General features: G+C 35.4%; 20 protein-coding genes. 12 read left to right on the plus strand and 8 right to left on the minus strand.

Annotated elements, in window-relative coordinates; genetic code table 11:
* Positions 1 to 103: 103 nt before the first annotated feature.
* Positions 104 to 589, plus strand: a complete 486-nt coding sequence (locus AAGD87_RS00810) for a hypothetical protein (RefSeq protein ID WP_265024126.1) — start codon at positions 104 to 106, stop codon at positions 587 to 589.
* Here AAGD87_RS00810 and AAGD87_RS00815 read toward each other — a convergent pair.
* Positions 586 to 1,077, minus strand: a complete 492-nt coding sequence (locus tag AAGD87_RS00815; protein WP_007551030.1) for an SH3 domain-containing protein — start codon at positions 1,075 to 1,077, stop codon at positions 586 to 588. The two genes, AAGD87_RS00810 and AAGD87_RS00815, sit on opposite strands and share 4 nt — an antisense overlap.
* A 70-nt stretch (positions 1,078 to 1,147) precedes the next feature.
* Between AAGD87_RS00815 and AAGD87_RS00820 the strand changes: the two genes are divergently transcribed.
* Together AAGD87_RS00820 and AAGD87_RS00825 are read left to right on the plus strand one after the other, a co-directional pair.
* Positions 1,148 to 2,512: a pyruvate dehydrogenase complex dihydrolipoamide acetyltransferase gene (locus AAGD87_RS00820; RefSeq protein ID WP_341817648.1), complete on the plus strand. Its 1,365-nt coding sequence runs from the start codon at positions 1,148 to 1,150 to the stop codon at positions 2,510 to 2,512.
* Positions 2,513 to 2,581: 69 nt separating this feature from the next.
* Positions 2,582 to 3,406, plus strand: coding sequence for a hypothetical protein (locus AAGD87_RS00825; RefSeq protein WP_341817649.1), 825 nt, complete (start codon positions 2,582 to 2,584; stop codon positions 3,404 to 3,406).
* Positions 3,407 to 3,451: 45 nt separating this feature from the next.
* Here the strand turns inward: AAGD87_RS00825 and AAGD87_RS00830 are convergent, their stop codons facing one another.
* Positions 3,452 to 4,672 carry a P-loop NTPase fold protein gene (locus tag AAGD87_RS00830; RefSeq protein WP_341817650.1) on the minus strand — a complete coding sequence of 407 codons (1,221 nt, stop codon included), beginning with the start codon at positions 4,670 to 4,672 and terminating at the stop codon, positions 3,452 to 3,454.
* Positions 4,673 to 4,675: 3 nt separating this feature from the next.
* Positions 4,676 to 5,281, minus strand: a complete 606-nt coding sequence (gene recR, locus AAGD87_RS00835) for a recombination mediator RecR (RefSeq protein ID WP_006280217.1) — start codon at positions 5,279 to 5,281, stop codon at positions 4,676 to 4,678.
* Between the two features lie 607 nt (positions 5,282 to 5,888).
* Here recR and AAGD87_RS00840 point away from each other — a divergent pair.
* Positions 5,889 to 6,065, plus strand: a complete 177-nt coding sequence (locus AAGD87_RS00840; RefSeq protein ID WP_179945710.1) for a hypothetical protein — start codon at positions 5,889 to 5,891, stop codon at positions 6,063 to 6,065.
* Positions 6,066 to 6,376: 311 nt separating this feature from the next.
* On the opposite strand, the gene ndk is transcribed toward AAGD87_RS00840, so the two are convergent.
* Positions 6,377 to 6,796, minus strand: a complete 420-nt coding sequence (gene ndk / locus AAGD87_RS00845) for a nucleoside-diphosphate kinase (RefSeq protein ID WP_182309846.1) — start codon at positions 6,794 to 6,796, stop codon at positions 6,377 to 6,379.
* A 113-nt stretch (positions 6,797 to 6,909) separates the two neighbouring features.
* Between ndk and AAGD87_RS00850 the strand changes: the two genes are divergently transcribed.
* From AAGD87_RS00850 to AAGD87_RS00860, 3 genes are all read left to right on the plus strand, one after another.
* Positions 6,910 to 7,707: a hypothetical protein gene (locus tag AAGD87_RS00850; RefSeq protein ID WP_264339722.1), complete on the plus strand. Its 798-nt coding sequence runs from the start codon at positions 6,910 to 6,912 to the stop codon at positions 7,705 to 7,707.
* Positions 7,708 to 8,655, plus strand: a complete 948-nt coding sequence (hemH, locus tag AAGD87_RS00855; RefSeq protein WP_007548918.1) for a ferrochelatase — start codon at positions 7,708 to 7,710, stop codon at positions 8,653 to 8,655. It begins immediately after the preceding gene.
* 70 nt (positions 8,656 to 8,725) lie between these two features.
* Positions 8,726 to 9,523, plus strand: a complete 798-nt coding sequence (locus tag AAGD87_RS00860; RefSeq protein ID WP_341817651.1) for a hypothetical protein — start codon at positions 8,726 to 8,728, stop codon at positions 9,521 to 9,523.
* 3 nt (positions 9,524 to 9,526) lie between these two features.
* Here AAGD87_RS00860 and gshA read toward each other — a convergent pair whose 3' ends face one another.
* Complete coding sequence (gene gshA, locus AAGD87_RS00865) at positions 9,527 to 10,687, minus strand: glutamate--cysteine ligase (RefSeq protein ID WP_264339719.1); 1,161 nt, start codon at positions 10,685 to 10,687, stop codon at positions 9,527 to 9,529.
* A gap of 115 nt (positions 10,688 to 10,802) precedes the next feature.
* Between gshA and hslV the strand changes: the two genes are divergently transcribed.
* Positions 10,803 to 11,357 (plus strand): ATP-dependent protease subunit HslV, encoded by a 555-nt coding sequence (gene hslV, locus AAGD87_RS00870; protein WP_182309841.1) that lies wholly within the window; start codon positions 10,803 to 10,805, stop codon positions 11,355 to 11,357.
* 1 nt (position 11,358) lies between these two features.
* Positions 11,359 to 12,849, plus strand: a complete 1,491-nt coding sequence (gene hslU / locus AAGD87_RS00875; RefSeq protein WP_264339718.1) for an ATP-dependent protease ATPase subunit HslU — start codon at positions 11,359 to 11,361, stop codon at positions 12,847 to 12,849.
* Between the two features lie 68 nt (positions 12,850 to 12,917).
* On the opposite strand, the gene AAGD87_RS00880 is transcribed toward hslU, so the two are convergent.
* Together AAGD87_RS00880 and AAGD87_RS00885 are read right to left on the minus strand one after the other, a co-directional pair.
* Complete coding sequence (locus AAGD87_RS00880; RefSeq protein ID WP_010963087.1) at positions 12,918 to 13,859, minus strand: FKBP-type peptidyl-prolyl cis-trans isomerase; 942 nt, start codon at positions 13,857 to 13,859, stop codon at positions 12,918 to 12,920.
* The gene (locus AAGD87_RS00885) at positions 13,852 to 14,859 is read right to left on the minus strand and encodes a polyprenyl synthetase family protein (RefSeq protein WP_341817652.1); all 1,008 of its coding nucleotides are present in this window, start codon (positions 14,857 to 14,859) and stop codon (positions 13,852 to 13,854) included. Before AAGD87_RS00885 ends, AAGD87_RS00880 begins: the two co-directional genes overlap by 8 nt.
* A gap of 181 nt (positions 14,860 to 15,040) precedes the next feature.
* Here AAGD87_RS00885 and acpP point away from each other — a divergent pair, with 181 nt between their 5' ends.
* Positions 15,041 to 15,265 carry an acyl carrier protein gene (gene acpP / locus AAGD87_RS00890; protein ID WP_213863337.1) on the plus strand — a complete coding sequence of 75 codons (225 nt, stop codon included), beginning with the start codon at positions 15,041 to 15,043 and terminating at the stop codon, positions 15,263 to 15,265.
* A gap of 13 nt (positions 15,266 to 15,278) precedes the next feature.
* Entirely contained in the window at positions 15,279 to 16,550 is a 1,272-nt protein-coding gene (gene fabF, locus AAGD87_RS00895) for a beta-ketoacyl-ACP synthase II (RefSeq protein ID WP_010082030.1), read from the plus strand.
* 169 nt (positions 16,551 to 16,719) lie between these two features.
* On the opposite strand, the gene AAGD87_RS00900 is transcribed toward fabF, so the two are convergent.
* Positions 16,720 to 16,944, minus strand: a complete 225-nt coding sequence (locus AAGD87_RS00900) for a hypothetical protein (RefSeq protein ID WP_265024127.1) — start codon at positions 16,942 to 16,944, stop codon at positions 16,720 to 16,722.
* Between the two features lie 106 nt (positions 16,945 to 17,050).
* On the opposite strand from AAGD87_RS00900, the gene AAGD87_RS00905 reads away from it, so the two are divergent.
* The gene (locus AAGD87_RS00905; RefSeq protein WP_341817653.1) at positions 17,051 to 17,626 is read left to right on the plus strand and encodes a CPBP family intramembrane glutamic endopeptidase; all 576 of its coding nucleotides are present in this window, start codon (positions 17,051 to 17,053) and stop codon (positions 17,624 to 17,626) included.
* Positions 17,627 to 17,674 lie beyond the last annotated feature (48 nt).

Genomic DNA, 17,674 nt, shown 5'->3' on the forward strand with positions numbered 1-17,674 from the left:
AATGATGCTCTTGTTTTAATAATTAATTAAAGTAAAGCATGTAGTAAATGGTGTAATTGCTGTATCTTAACAAAAAGGTATAACGAATGTAGGAGGGTGCTTTATGTCTCTAAAGAATAAAATTTCTGAGTTAATAGAACAACAATTTAGCATTAAATACCATGACAATTATTTGGCTTACACTATACATAATTGGGCTGCAAGCGAAATATCTGATTCTATTACTTTTTGCATAATTGGTTGTGGAAATTGCAAGATTGGATATCAAGATGTTGCAAAGTCATTCAACATAACAAAAGAAGAAATTGACCAAGGTAATATTGCAAGCATAGAAAGTAAAATAAAAAGTGAAGCTGAAAAATCAGGTAGCGAGTTTTCTGAGTTGATTTCTAGAGTGGATCAATCGCTAAGAGAACAAAGTGAAAAGTCTATTGTACAAATTTTAGATTCATCCGCTGAGGAGATGTTAAGGAGTTTCTGTGATAGCCCTGTACAGTCTCCAGAGCCTCAAGAACCCTCTGCTTCATCTGAAGAGCATGCTACAGAAGGCCCAGAAACTAGTGTTAATTCAGATCTTTTGTCAACCTAATCAACCCCATATATATGTTTTTTTTGTACCCATGCTTTGCGTTTTGGGGTGGAAAGAAAGCACCATTCTTCGTTGCATTTTTCTATCTTCATCACAACAAACTTGTCTATTTTCATAGTAATCTTGCTGTCTACACTCTGTTTTTGATATCCATAAGTATCTTCTTTTACAATCGCGTAGCGCTTATCACTAAGAAGATTGCCTTTTATCCATCCGCAGTCTTCATCTATATCGCAGACCTTTTTCCAACTCTCAAACTCTTCTATCACTTTCAGGGGCAGATTTTTGCAAGTGTATATCCATTTTACAGGATAGTGAAACCCTGGCCCCGTTCTCATGTTGATCTTATTTGATTTGGTTGAAACAAAGTTGTTAGCAAACAAGCTATGGCTAAATAATAAAAACAATAGGATAATAGTACTGAACCAAGATCCCAGTGTCACGCACTGGGATAACGTGAGGGATAGTGTAACAGACTTATTCATCATAATTCACGATTAGGTTGACATAAGATAAAGAGTAAATTAAAAATTGAATAGATCTTTAAATGCAAAATCAATGCCTATAGAAATATTAATGCCTGCTCTTTCACCAACAATGAGCAAAGCTGGAGGAAAAATTGTAAAGTGGCATAAAAAAGAACAAGACAAAGTTGAAGTAGGCGACGTAATTGCTGAGATAGAGACTGATAAAGCCATAATGGAGTTTGAATCTATAGATGAAGGAGTTTTAGCAAAAATTTTAGTAACAGAAGGAACAAGTGGCGTGCCTGTAAATCAACCAATAGCTTTAATGCTGGAAGAAGGAGAAGATGAAAGTGCACTTAACAACTATACTTCAACTTCCATCAATAGTGCAGTTAAAAAGGAAGTGACAAAAAGTGCTGTTGATAATCAAAAATCAGAACACCAAGATTTAAACGGAAAGCCAATAAGTCATTCTTCGGTGTCATTCCAGCGCGTGACGCTGGAATCCAACCCCTCAATGTCATCCCAGTGCTTGACACTGGGATCTAGAAAAGAAGAATGGATCCCAGTGTCAGCTACTCAGATGACAGAGGGTTATGCAGAAGGTAGAACAAAAATAAGCCCATTAGCTAAGAAAATAGCTCAAAATGAAGGGGTTAATGTGCAGCAATTAAAAGGTACAGGACCATATGGTCGCATAATTAAGGCTGATGTGTTGGAGTTTTTAGGCAGTGGTATACATACTGAAAGTCCTGAGAAAGATACCATAGTTGAAGTAAGCAACATGCGCCAAGTGATAGCACAGCGCCTGACTGAATCAAAACAGAATGTTCCACATTTTTATTTAACTGTATACTGCCAGGTTGATAAGTTAATATCGTTAAAAAACGAGATTAACTCAGCAGATGAAAACAATAAAGTAACAATTAATGATCTAATCATAAAAGCTGCAGCTTTCAGCATGAAAAAATTTCCTGATATAAATTCTTCGTGGATAGATAATAAAATACTGAGATATTCAAATATAGATATTTCAATCGCTGTGGCACTTGAAGATGGGCTAATTACTCCTATAGTAAAAAATGCTGATAAAAAGGGTATTTTATCTATATCAAAAGAAGTGAAAGATTTAGTAAGCAGAGCAAGATCTGGAAAATTGAAACCTGAAGAGTTTCAAGGAGGAGGGTTTACTATCTCCAACTTAGGGATGTTTGGTATAAAAGCCTTCAGTGCTATAATCAATCCGCCGCAATCTTGCATTATGGCAGTTGGTGCATCTAAAAAACAACCAATTGTTATGAATGAGAAAATAGAAATAGCAGAAATAATGACAGTAACGCTCTCTGTTGACCATAGAGCAGTTGATGGGGCACTCGGAGCAAAGTTTTTAAATGCCTTTAAGCATTATATAGAGAATCCTCTGGTGATGCTTATTGAAACTGCGGTAATCTATTAGCATTGTTATTACAAAATTAATACCTCTAAGTTTATACTTTTATTAGTTAATAGGTTTAGAGGTAAAAAAATGAATACTACAGTAGAAAAAAATAATCCAAAAATTTTTCCTCAAAATGAAGGAAAGATTAACTCAAAAGGCATGGTTGCCCCACCTGTTCCTCCGAAATCTTCCCAAGCTAAATTTGCTGGAATAAAAGCAATTTTTGAGCGAAATGTACCTCATTCTCAAGCAAATGATAGTAATAAAACAGTGAGTAGCAATCTTGGAAGAACATTTGGCCCAACAATGCAAAAACTCATGGAAGACAACATTCATAGCACTCCTAACAAACAACGCCGCAATTCAGGGGATAGTGGTATCAGTGATATTAGTAGCAGCACTTCTGATGATGAGGATAGAACAATAAAAGATAAAATGATGGAAAATGTTAAGCAGGATAACCATCAAAAAAGCTTTGATTTACATAAAGTACAAGCAACTGATGAATTAGAAACCGTAAAATTTCTCAAAACGCTAAGCAAGAAAGAAAGAGAAAAACCAAGTTTTTCTCCTAAACAGCAAAATAACCAAAAGGTTGAGACTAGCAAAAAAACTTATAATCCACTTGATTGGAATCCAATCTATCAAGGTAAAAAGCTCTTTAGCTTAGGCAATATGTCGAGTAATTCGTCTTCATGTAGTGAAAAAAGCAATATTTCAGATGTAAGCGATAAGTCTAATAATTCAAACATTGTTAGATGTAATATTACTAGGAGTAACAGTAAGGAAGACCTTCGTAAACCTGATGCTTCACATAATGACAAATCTGCAGGTAAAAAATTATCTAATGTCAATGTAAGCGAATTAATCAGAAAGTTTGAACAAGGTAATGACATAGTAAAAGGGCGTTAATCAAATGTTACCCTATCTTTGTATATGTGAAGGTAGGGTATCTTTTCAAAATAGTATATCCTTTATAGCTTTGTTAATTTTTGACTCCCTCTCTGCAAAAGCAGTTTCTAGAGAGGTTTTAAGTTTTTCCCATTCTTCTTGACCATTTAGAACTAAAGATTTATATTCATTTTCAATTTTTTCCAAGGATCTTTGACATGAGGAATCTAGTTCCTCATATATATCAATATTTATTGATTGCAGTATTACCAAAAATGCAAACAAATTCGGATCAGGTAATTCTTCTCTTTTGTGATTCAGAAGACACAGCTTTATTTTTTTTACGCAGTATTCTATTGTTTTTAACGATAGTGACAGGCTTTCTGCATAAAATATAAAACTATCTACAATCAAATTTTTTGACTTTTTCGGTAATTTAATATTTTCAAATAGTTCTTTTGTAAATTTTTCTATCGGTTGTTTTGGCAAATGTAAAGAGAGATCAGTAAAAGATTTTAGGTCAAAATTTGGTCCAAGTATTGTGCTGATTGCTCTTTGTACATTACTCTTATCTTTACTTACAGAAATAATGAAAACCAGCCCCTCCACATCAAGCATATACTTTATAGATTCCAAAAAATCGACAACGAATTTAGGACGGCACACATCAAGATTATCCACCATTATATAAATGTTTTTGTCTTTTCTGATTTTATTAACCACATCCGCTAACTGTATTTTGAAATCTCTAGTACTCTCTTTTCTTCTTTGGAGAAGACTTAATTCACTCAAGACAAAACCTATGTCTTTTTTATCAGCCTCTTTTGCAGCATCAAGAAATACTGAAAGCATAGCAAGTGGAGATTTACTGATCAGCTTTCCTAGTGTGTTTAGAGAAAATAGCTCTTGGTTTATGTTCTTGAACTGTTGTATAACGCTTCTTTTTACTTCATACGATGCAAATAAATCTTCAAATAGAAAATTTAAAAAAGAAGGAAGTGGTTGGTCCAATGCATTGATATCCCATGCACTATAATAAGCTACAATTTCATTTTGCTGTTTTAACTCTTTTACCCATTCTTTCAAAAAAAACGTCTTGCCCCATCCATCATATCCTTCTAAAGATATTATTGTAAAAGACTGATCAATTGTTTTAATTATAGTGTTGAATTTACCTGAAAATTGCTTATAGTTTAGGCGGTCATTTTCCCAAGCCACCACTTTAAGTGGTGGCACTATTTTTTTCTTTTTGAATGTTATTAGCGATATAAGTTTTTTTAAGCACATGTCTTATTTTATATTTAACTCATATTCTTGTCTTGAAGTAAGTGCTATCCTCAGCGTTCCTTCATCAAGATAGTCAATTTCTCCGCCCATTGGTATGCCGCAAGCAAGGCGTGATATTTTCACATCCAAATTTTTTAGCAATTCAATTATATATTGTGCAGTAACTTGGCCCTCTAATGTCGGATTAATTGCGATAATTATCTCTTCAATTTTAGACTCTGTCACTTTTTTCAGAATAGTGTCAAGGTTGAGTTCTTTTGGACCTATGCCATTTATTGCAGACAATCTGCCACCCAAAACATGGTATAAACCTGAATATATATTTCCTTTTTCAAACGCCCATAGATCACCTAATTCTTCTACTACACACAGTAACTTAGTGTCACGTTTTGGGTTAGTACAAATAGAACAAGGTGACTTAGTATCTAGATTTCCGCAAACTTCACACTCTATTATAAGATCTGCTAGCTCTTTAATCAAAGATGCAAGTGGTAGCATAACTTTTTCTTTGTTTTGGAGTAAATGTATAACTAACCTGCGTGATGATGATGGCCCTAAACTTGGCAATTTAGAGAAAGCATGAACTAGATTTTTTATGTTAATGTTCATCCAATAAATTCAGAATAGGTAGTCAAATGGTAACATCAAACCCTTTGTAAAGAAAGTGGTAAGTTTCTCTTGATCCACTTTGATTAGCTATAGAAAAAATTTTTTACTCTAACGCAAAAAATTACTTCCGCACACTTAAAGCCTGATTATAATAGACTTCTTGCATAACCCAAACTAAGTAGAAAAAGGTATCATCCGAGTAGCTCTCCTTTGTCATCCTAGTGCCTCCTTTTTTGTCATCCCAGTGCCCAGACACTGGGATCCAGGAATTTTATTAAGTTTGTAAGCATAAAAGTATAGCTAACGTGAGCTCTACGTCATACTGCCGCGAACCGTCATACCGCGATTCATTCGCGGTATCTCTTAGCCGCTAACACGTAGCGGGATGACGGTTGTCAGGCTAGCTGTCATCCCAGTGCCCAGACACTGGGATCCAGAAATTTTAATTGTAAGTAAGCATACTGGGTTGATAAGTATAAAAGTAGCTAGAAAATAAACATTTTTGATGAGATTATATGGAAAACTGGATGCCAGTGTCAAGCACTGGCATGACACCCTTCACGGACTTTTAAATTACTTTAGCTATAAATATTAAGAAATTTACCAAATGAAAAAAAAGGCAAAAGAAGCCCTGGGGTTATTATCCGCTTTAAAATATTGGCGTTTTTTATGTTTTAAACGCTTGACAAGCGAGATTCAGCCGCTTTTAATTGCAACTAACTTACGCTGCAAATGTTTAAGAAATTTACTAAGCAGAAAAAAAGACAAAGAATCCCCGAGTTAGCTAGTCTTTTACTATCTCTGTCGAGTATTGGCATTTTTTGATGTCTTGTAACGCTTTATAAGCGCGTTCAGCTTATTTAGATAAAAACCTAGATGTAGATGAAGTTTTGTAAAGACATACAGTATCTATATACTGCAAAAAATTGAACATAAGACGCCGATACATTAAGTAATCCTTACCTTTTAATCTGCAGATTGGCGAAAGCAAATACAATAGCTTCAGTTTCATGATAAGGGGGCTGGCGGAGGGTGTCAAGCAAGTTTTTTCGTTTCTATGTTGTCAGCTACTTGGATGACGCCAATCTGAGTTAACTACACCAACTCACATTCAGCAAAAAAGAAAGCTATCTCCTTACGAGCATTTTCTAGACTATCCGAGCCGTGGACTCTATTTTCACTAATATCATCAGCAAAATCACCCCTGATTGTGCCTTTATCTGCCTGCTTTGGATTGGTAGCTCCCATGATTTGTCTGTATTTACTTACTGCATTTTCACCAACTAAAACTTGAACTACCACAGAACCAGAGGTCATAAACTCTACTAATTCCCCAAAAAAAGGCCTATCTTTATGAATTTCATAAAACAGCTCTGCTTGTTTTTTTGTTAGTAACATCATTTTTTGTGCTGTGATTTTCAGCCCAGATTGTTCGATGTAGGAATTTATATTGCCTGTAATATTATTTTTTACTGCATCAGGTTTTAAGATTGAAAGTGTCTTCTCAATTGCCATATTATTTCCTTATATAGAATAGTACATTTATAGATTTATTTTATTACAAATTTTAATTTCATAGAAGTGATTTTTTATCTATAATTAAGGACAAATCATCAAGGAGGTATTGTATGGGTGAATGTTGTAAAAATAACACTACTAAACAAGCTGAATCTACTACTAAAAAATTAGTAAGTAACTTTAAGTCATCACTTTTTTGTGGAACAAAAGGATTTTTAACTTTTAATTTGGCCTTTTTAAGCTTTTTGGAATATAGCTTACATCATAATACAGAATTAAAAAAAGGTGCTGCTTTTGCAATGAAAAGAAACACTATTCCATTTCTTGAAATGACAATCATAGCACCGCTTGTTTGTTTTGCACTGCCAGCTATGCTAGGCAGTATGAGCCTCATGCAATGCGCACTTTTATGTGCTTCCTTAATGATTGCCACATGTTTTATTGTCAGAACTTTTCATCTGCGTGAGAAGTTAATGGAAAAAATCACTAACCATAGTAGAAAAGAAATAGACGCGGAATTTAAGAAAGATACTATAAAATTTCCTATCTTTGATCAAAATAGAAAACACACCGAGTATAATTCGCCTAACTCAGGGCGACTACTGGATGAAACAAGTAGCACCTCTCTTTTCGTTAAAGTTTTACTTTTTCCCCTCAAGGTTCTTCTGAATGTCCTGCAAAGTTGTATAATGCTATCTTTAGCTGCTGTTGAACTTCTTGAAACGGTACCAAGTCTTTTTGTCGATACATTTTTCGATTGGAACTTCACATCCACCAAGAGTAACCTGAAGAGATCAGGCCACTTATTGTATGCCAGTGTAAGAAATTTAGTGCCTATAACTAAATTTGATGAGTGTGTAGCTAATTTTATAGGCACCCCAGAAGTAACTTGTTGTAGTAGTGCGTAGGTGAAAAAGGCAGTTATCTTATTTAATCTTGGCGGGCCTGATTCACTAAATGCGGTCCGTCCTTTTTTATTCAACCTTTTTTATGACAGGAGAATAATCAATCTACCGAATCCCTTTCGGTTTCTTTTAGCAAAGTTTATATCTGCGAAACGAGAAAATACTGCACGAAAAATATACGAGGAAATTGGAGGTAAATCGCCAATTCTAGAGAATACAAAAATGCAAGCTAATGCTTTAGAACTAAAATTAAACGAAAATAGAAACCATGTACACAAGGTATTCATCTGCATGCGCTATTGGCGTCCATTTGCTGACGAAGTTATTGAAAGTGTAAAACAGTTTGATCCTGACGAAGTAATTCTGCTGCCACTGTATCCACAATATTCAACTACCACAACTCTGTCATCCATCGAGAATTGGCAAAAAAATGCTAAACGGTATGGCCTAAAATGCAATACAAAAATGATTCACCGTTATTATGATAACCAAGATTTTATTGAAGCTCACACTAATCTGATAGCTAAGTACTATAAATTGGCTAGAAAAATCGGTAAACCAAGAGTCCTATTTTCAGCCCATAGCTTACCTCTTAGTATCATTAAAAAGGGCGACCCTTACGCTTCACAGGTAGAAAGAAGCGTAGAGTTAATAGTAGAAAAGTTAGCTATCAATAACTTAGATTGGTCAATATGTTATCAGAGTAAGATTGGTCCTGTAAAATGGCTAGAGCCAAGCACTGAAAGTGAGCTATTACGCGCAAAAGCTGATGGTGTACCTGTAGTTCTATCACCTATATCTTTTGTTTCTGAGCATTCAGAAACTCTAGTTGAACTTGATATAGAATATAAAGCAATTATCAAGGATGGATATTACTTTCGTGTGCCAACTCTCAGTACCGATCCCTTGTTTATAAAATGCCTGGCCGATTTGTGCATAAATCTCCCTTAAAGTCCTGATTCATAGGGCTTTTCTTTTAGGATTTTATGTGATAGAATAACAGGAAGTTATTAACTATTTCATGCCAAACAAGCTAAAAAAGAAATCTAACATACTCGCACAAAGGGTGCATGATATTTATGATCATGATTTCAGGAAGGTAATCTGCATCACAACAGGTTTAACAGTCCTATTGTGTAAGATTTCACTGCAATTTTGCTGCGAGTTCATTGACAATAATAGATCCAATATCTTTCTTATACGGAATGTTGCTCGACTAGTAAAGTTTCCGACATCTATTCTATACATTGCCCATTCTGCATTTACTCTACAGGATCTAATTAAGGATTACAGAAACCCTGAGAGTAAAAAAGAGCTGGCAAAAATTGTGGGTAAATCGGCTAATCTTGCAAGCAGCACCATAGAAGCGCTAATGATGTTGAAAATCATCCATTTTTGCACTGGAAGCAATACAGACATAATAAGTTATATTAACTTAACCTCAACGATCCTATTTTTGTTCATTTCAGAACCTATAAGCTATTATTATACATGCAAGGAATATCTGGATAATAAGGATCCTGAAAAGTCTGCTGAGTGTAAGAAGGACCTTATTATTAGCACATTAACTTTGTCGTTAGGTTTATTAAACTTCATATTAAGAAGGATAGAGACTCCAACTATACCAATAAACTTAGGTAATGGTATAATCTATAATTTCAACTTAAGCGTAACAGTCAGCATAATATATAGTGCAGTATTTCTTGCAGTTCAGCTTGACAAATTGTTTCAACAACCTGTCAATGATGATCCTTCCACTGAACTTGATGATGTTCATAATATAAACGGTCATTCTAATGACAGCACTGTAGAGGTATAAGAATTAGGGATGAAAAGATTTTATTTCTACTGCCAACGCTAGTACTGCTAATTTGCTAACAATACTCCAAAGTGATAGAATTTTACCTTCTACAACCTGGCTAACATCATGAAACTCACAGTCAGTGGCATTCAAGCTAGAATATACATCTTTTCTGCTATTACATCGGTATAAGTAACATGTTGGAGTATCTCCTATATAGTATATTAGCGGTTCTGCAGAACTGCTTTTAAACATGTCAATGGTTGGTACACCTTCTTGTATAATAACGCTATTGATTGCTATTCCTTCTTTTATCTTTTTCATTTTATGACGCTTTTTTTTATTGAGGTTTAATATTTCCTCTCCACTTGTTGCTGTTATAATGCCCATCCCATATGTGCCATTGCTTGCTTTGATAAAAACGTAAGGTTGTGTTTTTATTTCATATTCCTCATATTTTTTTTGCACTAGAGATAATATTTGGTCAACTTTAGTTGCTACTGCTCCTAGTGACAAATCATCATCAAAATCAACTCCATCACAGCTCTCTGTAAGCACAGAAATTAGCCATGGGTCTATTTTAAATTTGCCACAAAACTCAGATGCTAATTCTTGATAGATTTCAAAATACTTAAATTTCTGCCTGCTATGCCAACCGTATAGTGGGCTTGGTACTATATCTTGCTTTACGTCTTTCAGCGTGTCTGGAATGTGGCTCGTCATATCACGGTTCAGTATAATAACATCAGGCACAAATCCTGAAGTTGTCTTTAGCAGAGAGTTTTCTTTCACAACAGTTTCATACTGTTCTATTAAATTGTATACTTCATTATATAAAAGGCCAATTCTAGTCTCAAAACCTGCGAGTTGTAGTATTTTCTCTATAACAAATACGTTTTCTATATACATTTTATTGCGTGTATAATTTTCCGGTATTATAAGAACCTTTTTGTATTGATGTCTTTTAAAATAGCTTTTTATCAATCTTGCTGCCATCGTTCTTGATTCTTCACTTAAGTTATTGAACCCCGCAGGAAATAAATTAGCGTCTACTGGAACGATTTTATAGCCAGAGTTTCTAAGATCTATAGAGCTATAAAATGGCAATGTAAGGCCGTTAAATTTTGCTCCGAACCAATTATTTATACTTTTTTCCAAATCTGGGTGAATTATGTTTTGCATCTACACTTTAAATGTTATAAGGAAGGTATTATATTATAAGCTATAATTAAACATATTTAGCAAATTTGACTAAAGATTAAAGTATAATGAGATTCTTATTTAAAGTGATAAAAAAATGATTCAACACGACAACAGTAAAATGTATGGCACTACTATATTATCAATTAGAAAGGGTGAAAGCGTAGTGGTAATAGGTGACGGACAAGTTTCACTGGGCCACACTGTTATAAAATCCGGAGCAAAAAAAGTTAGGCGTCTTTCTGGTGATTCTGTAATTGCCGGTTTTGCTGGAGCAACAGCCGATGCATTTACTCTCTTTGAAAGACTAGAATCTAAACTTGACAAGCACCCAGGGCAATTAATGAGGGCATGTGTTGAACTTGCAAAAGACTGGAGAATGGATAAATATCTAAGAAAATTAGAGGCTATGATGATTGTTGCAGATAAATCTATTTCATTAGTAATTACGGGAACAGGTGATGTTCTTGAACCTGAAGATGGAATTGCAGCTATTGGCTCTGGGGGAAATTTTGCTCTATCTGCAGCAAGAGCTTTAATTGACATTAAAGGAATATCAATAGAGGAAATTGCGAAAAAGGCTATGAAGATAGCTGCTGATATATGTGTTTATACAAATCATAATATAATTATTGAAAAAATAGAGGAGTGATATGTCTTCTGAACAAAAAACTTTGTGCACCAATTTTTCCAATCAGCCTATAACCCTTTCAGAAGGGCGGTCTTGTAGTAGTGACACCTACGATGAAAAAGATAACCTCTATAAAGATACTAAGAGTGGTTTTGATTCAAATGACAGCGATGTTCAAGTTAATGACAGCACTCAAGTTTTGTTAGATGACCTGCCACCACAGAAGATAGTTAAAGAATTGGACAGATTCATAATCGGACAGGATGATGCAAAGCGTGCTGTTGCTATTGCGCTCAGAAATCGTTGGCGTCGCAATCAGGTTCCATTTCCATTGCGTGATGAAATCATACCTAAGAATATATTGATGATCGGTCATACAGGGGTTGGTAAAACTGAAATAGCTCGTCGCTTAGCAAAACTTGCCGGTGCACCGTTCATAAAAATTGAGGCAACGAAGTTTACTGAAATAGGGTACGTTGGACGTGACGTTGATTCGATAATACGCGATTTAGTTGATGCAGCAATAGTTTTAGTTAAAGAGAAAGCCCGTAAAGCCTTAGCTAAAAAGGCTTTAATTTTAGCTGAGAAAACAATAGTAAACTCTATGGTAGGCGAAAATGCAACCGAAGAGAGTAAAAAAATTTTTAGAGAAAGGTTGAGGAATAAAGAGTTTGAGGACGGAGAAGTTTCTATTAACGTCAGAGAGAGCAAGAGTATGTTACCTACTTTCGATATACCAGGCATGCCAGGTGGGCAAGTTGGTGTGATGAATGTAACAGAAATAATGGGCAAGATGTTTAACGGGAGCAAAAAAACAAAAACTATTACGGTGAAGGTAAAAGAAGCGCGTGAAATATTAATTAATGAAGAAAGTGAAAGGCTAATGGATGAAGATAAGATAATCAAAGAAGCCATTGATCTTGTTAGTAATGACGGTATAGTATTTTTGGATGAAATAGACAAAATTGCAGCGCGTACAGAAGTAAAAGGTGAAGTAAACAGAGAAGGAGTGCAACGCGATCTGTTACCATTACTTGAAGGAACAACTGTTACAACTAAGTATGGCCATGTAAAAACAGACTATATATTATTTATTGCATCTGGTGCTTTTCATCAGTCTAAACCATCTGACCTCTTACCGGAATTGCAGGGCAGATTACCGATCAGGGTAGAACTTAAGGCACTTACTCAAGAGGATTTAATAAGAATATTAAAGGAACCAGAATCTAGTTTGTTAAAGCAGTACATAGCTTTAATGAAAACAGAAAATGTGACACTTGAGTTCACTGATGATGGTATAAAAACCATAGCTGAAATAGCGTTTACAGTTAATAGGCAAGTGGAAAATATAGGCGCAAGAAGGCTTCACACTGTCATGGAGAAGCTTTTAGATGAAATAAGTTTCATTGCTTCTGAGAAAAATAGCGAAAAATTCATTATAGACAGCAAGTATGTAAAAGATAAACTTGAGTCAATTTCGAAGCAGCTTGATTTATCTAAGTTTATACTTTAGGAAAAACGAAAAGCCTACTTTAAGTAGTATAGAGAGTGTTCAGAAGATTAGCCAGTAGACCTAAAATTTCAGCTATATTCTTTAGGCTGTTTTTCAACAGTAGAATGGTGTGCTGCGACCTCTTGCTTAACATCTAAGCTTAAGTCAATTATTGAGATATTTTCTTCATCATAATCTATGTCTTTTATTAACATATCGTCAGTAATAGTCAAAAGGTCAGGCGGAGAAAGAATAGTTCTTTTATTACCAGCTCTCATTCCCACAACTCCAAGCTCTATAGCAAGTGGTATTTTTTTATCGCCAACCCTAAATTGCACTGTTTGATCTTTGACTATATATTCCCCATTATGCTCCTTTACGCTATATTTAACCGATATCTCATCACCGCACCTTACTTGTTTTCCAGTCTTGTTAATTAAGTCATTAAAAACCATCAGATTATTTACTGAGTCGGGATATTTATCCTTTACTTCGATCAGTTTGACGTAATAAGAATTAAAATTCATTTTGTTCTCATTGGCAATAGTAACTACACGCTCTCCGCCTTCTTTCATACCTATTACCCCTAAACTCACTTCTTTTAGGTCATCTTGACCTATTTTCAAAGTAACATCAGAAACTTTGCTAGGGAGTGTTGCTGAGTTATTATTAGAAATTTTATATATTTGCAATAGGACTTCCAGGCCACAAAAAGCCTTGCTGCCACTGCCTTCAGTAATTTCATAAAAATTTATTGAATCTTCTTCCTTTTGCTGCGTTATTTCTTCTAAATATTCTGTCAGCCCATGCTTTTCAATATAGCGGTCAAGTGCTGATTCAAGTATTGGCTTCACTAGGTAATGTGCTATCGTCTGTATCAAACCACCATGCGTGGCATTTATCTCATAAAGCTTGTCCTTTTTTTCCGGTTTACCTTTGTTTATATAGACAATAGTAAACACAAAAGCAGAAGTTAAAGTGAGAATCATTACTACGGAAATAAGCATTTGTAATATAATTTTTCTAACCATCTTTCTTTACTTGATTCAATAAATCATATAAATAATTAGTATCCCCTGAAAGCGCACTCAAATTATCCAAGCCTTGTTTAAAGAGGCCGTCTATATAGTCCTCTACTTCACTTTTACCAAGCACAGACATAAGATTATTTGTTTTATCTTGTTCGTAGTCTTCAATATCATCCTTAGCTTGAAAGATAAGCCCTAGATTTATTCCATAGTTATATAACGCTTTACGTTGCTTGTCTGTAGCACCCCCGATTATAGCACCTATTTCACATGAAGCTGCAAATAGTTTTGCGGTTTTCATCAAATGAATTTCTTTTATTTTATCAGCTTGGCCCGACGTCATTCCAGCGTCATACATACAGCTGTACGAATGTTGTAGTTTTAAGGTAGAAAGGGTGTCATGCAAGTAGCTGACACTGGAATCCATTTCATGTTCAGCTCCACTATCGCATGGCTTTTTGCACGAAATGCTTGTAGGCAAAGCCTTCTGGATCCCAGTGTCAGCTACTTGAATGACAGAGGGTTGGGGGCTAAAATCTATATGCTCACTGTTAATATCTAAAGCCTGTCCTCCCACCATTCCCCTAATTCCTATTGCCTGAGAAAGAACTTTTATGATCTCACAGCGTTTCTCATTTAACGAAGATAATACCTCAAAAGCCAGAGTAAGTAGTGCATCTCCGGCAAGCACTGCTGTTGCTTCATCAAATTTTTTATGGCAGCTTAGCTGGCTTCTGCGAGTATCACTGTTGTCCATGCACGGTAAATCATCGTGAATTAGAGAGTAAGCATGAACAAATTCAATTGCTGCAGCAACTGATATTACTTTTTTAGCTTCCGCGTTAAACACTCGCGATGAAGCTACGACTAAAAAGGAGCGTATATGTTTTGCAGGAGCAAGGAGTATATAACGCATAGCTGATATAAGCTTATTCTCGCTATTTTCGGGTAAGAGTTTATTTACTTCTACAATAAGCAAATTTTTTGTTGTTTCGTCTAGCATTTTTGAATTGTTAATTGTTTAGCACGTAACGCTAGCCAGCTAGGGCAGTAGAAAACTTTACTGTAGTTTACCAGTTATAAAAGATATTGCAAACATAAAAATTTTTTATAACATCAAAGAATAGGTTATTTTTTTGGTAAGAAATGTGAATAGCGAACTAGCAAAGAGCACTAGAGAAGACATAGAAGAAAAAGTGAAAAAGATTATACTAGAGCATATTAGTAAGGATGTAGAGAAATTCAACAGCTCTTCAAAGCTTTCGGAGCATGGTACAGACAGCTTAGATGCAGTTGAAATCATCATGGCAGCAGAAGAAGAGTTTGGAATAGAAATTCCAGATGAAGACGCACAAAAAATGGAAACTATGGAGCAAATAGTTGAGTACATTAATAATAAAAAAGGCTAATAGTTAGTGTTAAATGAGCAGAAGAGTAGTAGTCACTGGTGTTGGTTTAATCACTCCACTAGCGGCAGATGTTGACAACACTTGGTCAAGGCTAATAAAAAGTGAGTCTGGCATAAAAGCAATCAATACGGATAGATTTGACTCTTCTGATCTTGCTTGCAAAATTGCAGGGCAGGTGCCGTTGCAATCAGACAACATTGAGCACCATTTCAATCCACTAGATTATATTTCTGAGAAAGACTCAAAAAGGACAGATCGTTTTATCCATTACGGTATTGCAGCAGCTATTCAGGCAGTAGATGATTCATTAATTTTGGAAAGCCAAAATATCAATCGGGAACGTGTTGGTGTGACTATTGGCTCTGGTATAGGTGGTCTTCCGTCAATTCAGGAAAATGTTATTACCATGCAGGAAAAAGGGCCCAGACGTGTCAGTCCATTTTTTGTCCCTGCAAGTCTAATAAATTTGATATCTGGCCATATTTCTATTAAATACGAATTTACAGGTCCAAACGATTCAGCAGTAACCGCATGTGCAACAGGTGCGCATGCAATCATAAACTCAGCAAGAACTATAAAACTTGGTGAAGCGGATGTTATGATTGCAGGTGGAGCAGAAAGTGCACTGTGTAGAGTTGGAATTGCAGGTTTTGCATCTATGAAGGCGTTATCAACTAAATTTAACGATAAACCGGAAGAAGCTTCAAGGCCATGGGATGAAGAACGCGATGGTTTTGTTATGGGTGAAGGAGCAGGTATATTGGTGCTGGAGGAATACGAACATGCGAAAAAAAGGGGGGCAAAAATACATGCTGAACTGGTTGGGTACGGACTCACAGGAGATGCGCACCACATTACAGCACCACATCCAGAAGGAAGAGGCGCATTTAAGGCAATGCAGCTTGCTTTAAAGAGCGCACAAATTAATCCCAATCAAGTAGGGTATATCAATGCACATGGAACTTCAACGCCACTTGGAGATAAAATTGAAGTAATAGCAATGAAACAGTTATTCGGTGACTACGTTTATAAAATACCTGTTTCTTCAACTAAATCTTCTATAGGACATTTACTTGGTGCTGCAGGGAGCGTTGAAGCAATATTCAGTATTCTTGCGTTAAATAATGGAATTATTCCGCCAACCTTAAATTTACACAAGCCTTCAGAAGGATGTGATTTAAATTTTGTACCGTTTAAAGCTCAGGAGCATAAAATTCAATATGCACTTTCTAATTCGTTTGGTTTTGGTGGCACTAATGCATCGCTCATATTTGGACAAGTTTAGTTGATGTCACCCCAGTGTCTTCCTCTTGTCATTCCAGTACCCTCCTCTTGTCATGCAAGCAGCTCTCCTACTGTCATCCCAGCACGTGACACTGGGATGACAAACGGTTGTGAAAGGGAATACATATAAAAATTAAACTATCAATAGCAATTCAAAAAGAAAAAATATTCTATTCATCCCTGAAGAAGTATTTTATTGACAATTTATGAATAAAGATCAATAATGCAGAAAAGGAATTGATGGGCGTATGCATGAATTTAACCACTATTAATTGTACATTATTTTTTGTAATTACATATTTTTTGACGTGCATTATAGCTTGGTGCTTACCTTTCAAAGACATAACATTATTAACAACATTTGTTCCGGCTTCAGTTGCAATTTTGCTAACCATTTATAATAAACAGAAGGTAAGGGATCTTTTTAAACTTAGTTCGCCAAAAAACTGTCTATTAGGGTTTATACTTATTCTGGTAAGTATGCTAATTTCCAATGGTCTTTTGTCAATTTACTGCGGTTTTTCATTTTTCCGAGAGTCTTTTACGTTAGACCGTGTAAAGGATTTGAGTGCAGTTTTGAGTCCATTAGTGATGTTATTTGTTTTATTATCAACCTTTGTGATGTGGATCATTATGTCTCTTGGTGAAGAGATCGGTTGGCGTGGCTATCTTTTGAAAAATCTTAAAAGCAAAATATCAAATTTTTATATCAGAGCAATTATTGTCGGTATTATTTGGTCAGTATGGCACATACCAACTTATGTGGTTGCTGGCTCAGCTTTGTGGAAGGATGGCTTTACATTCCCGACTATTTGTGCTTATACCCTTTATATTTGTGCAATGTCTATAATGTTTACCTGGTTGTTTGAAAAAGACAACTCGATTTGGCCAGTAACTATTGCTCATGCAACAAATAATCTTGTGTATAGTGTTTTGAGCATTCTAATGCCGTCTCCTCCTCTGTCAACTTTCGATGCAGTAATTCGCCTTACATTAGGAGCAGCTGGTTATTTCATTGTTGCAATTGGTGTTATTTGGTTTGATAAAGCTCGAGAGCGTCATTTGAGTAATTCATAGTATAAAATTTCGGGGGCAATTCGCATCAGGTGTCATGCAGGTAGCATG

This window comes from Wolbachia endosymbiont (group A) of Pherbina coryleti (genome assembly GCF_964026875.1).
In the GTDB taxonomy this organism is placed as follows: Bacteria; Pseudomonadota; Alphaproteobacteria; order Rickettsiales; family Anaplasmataceae; genus Wolbachia; species Wolbachia pipientis.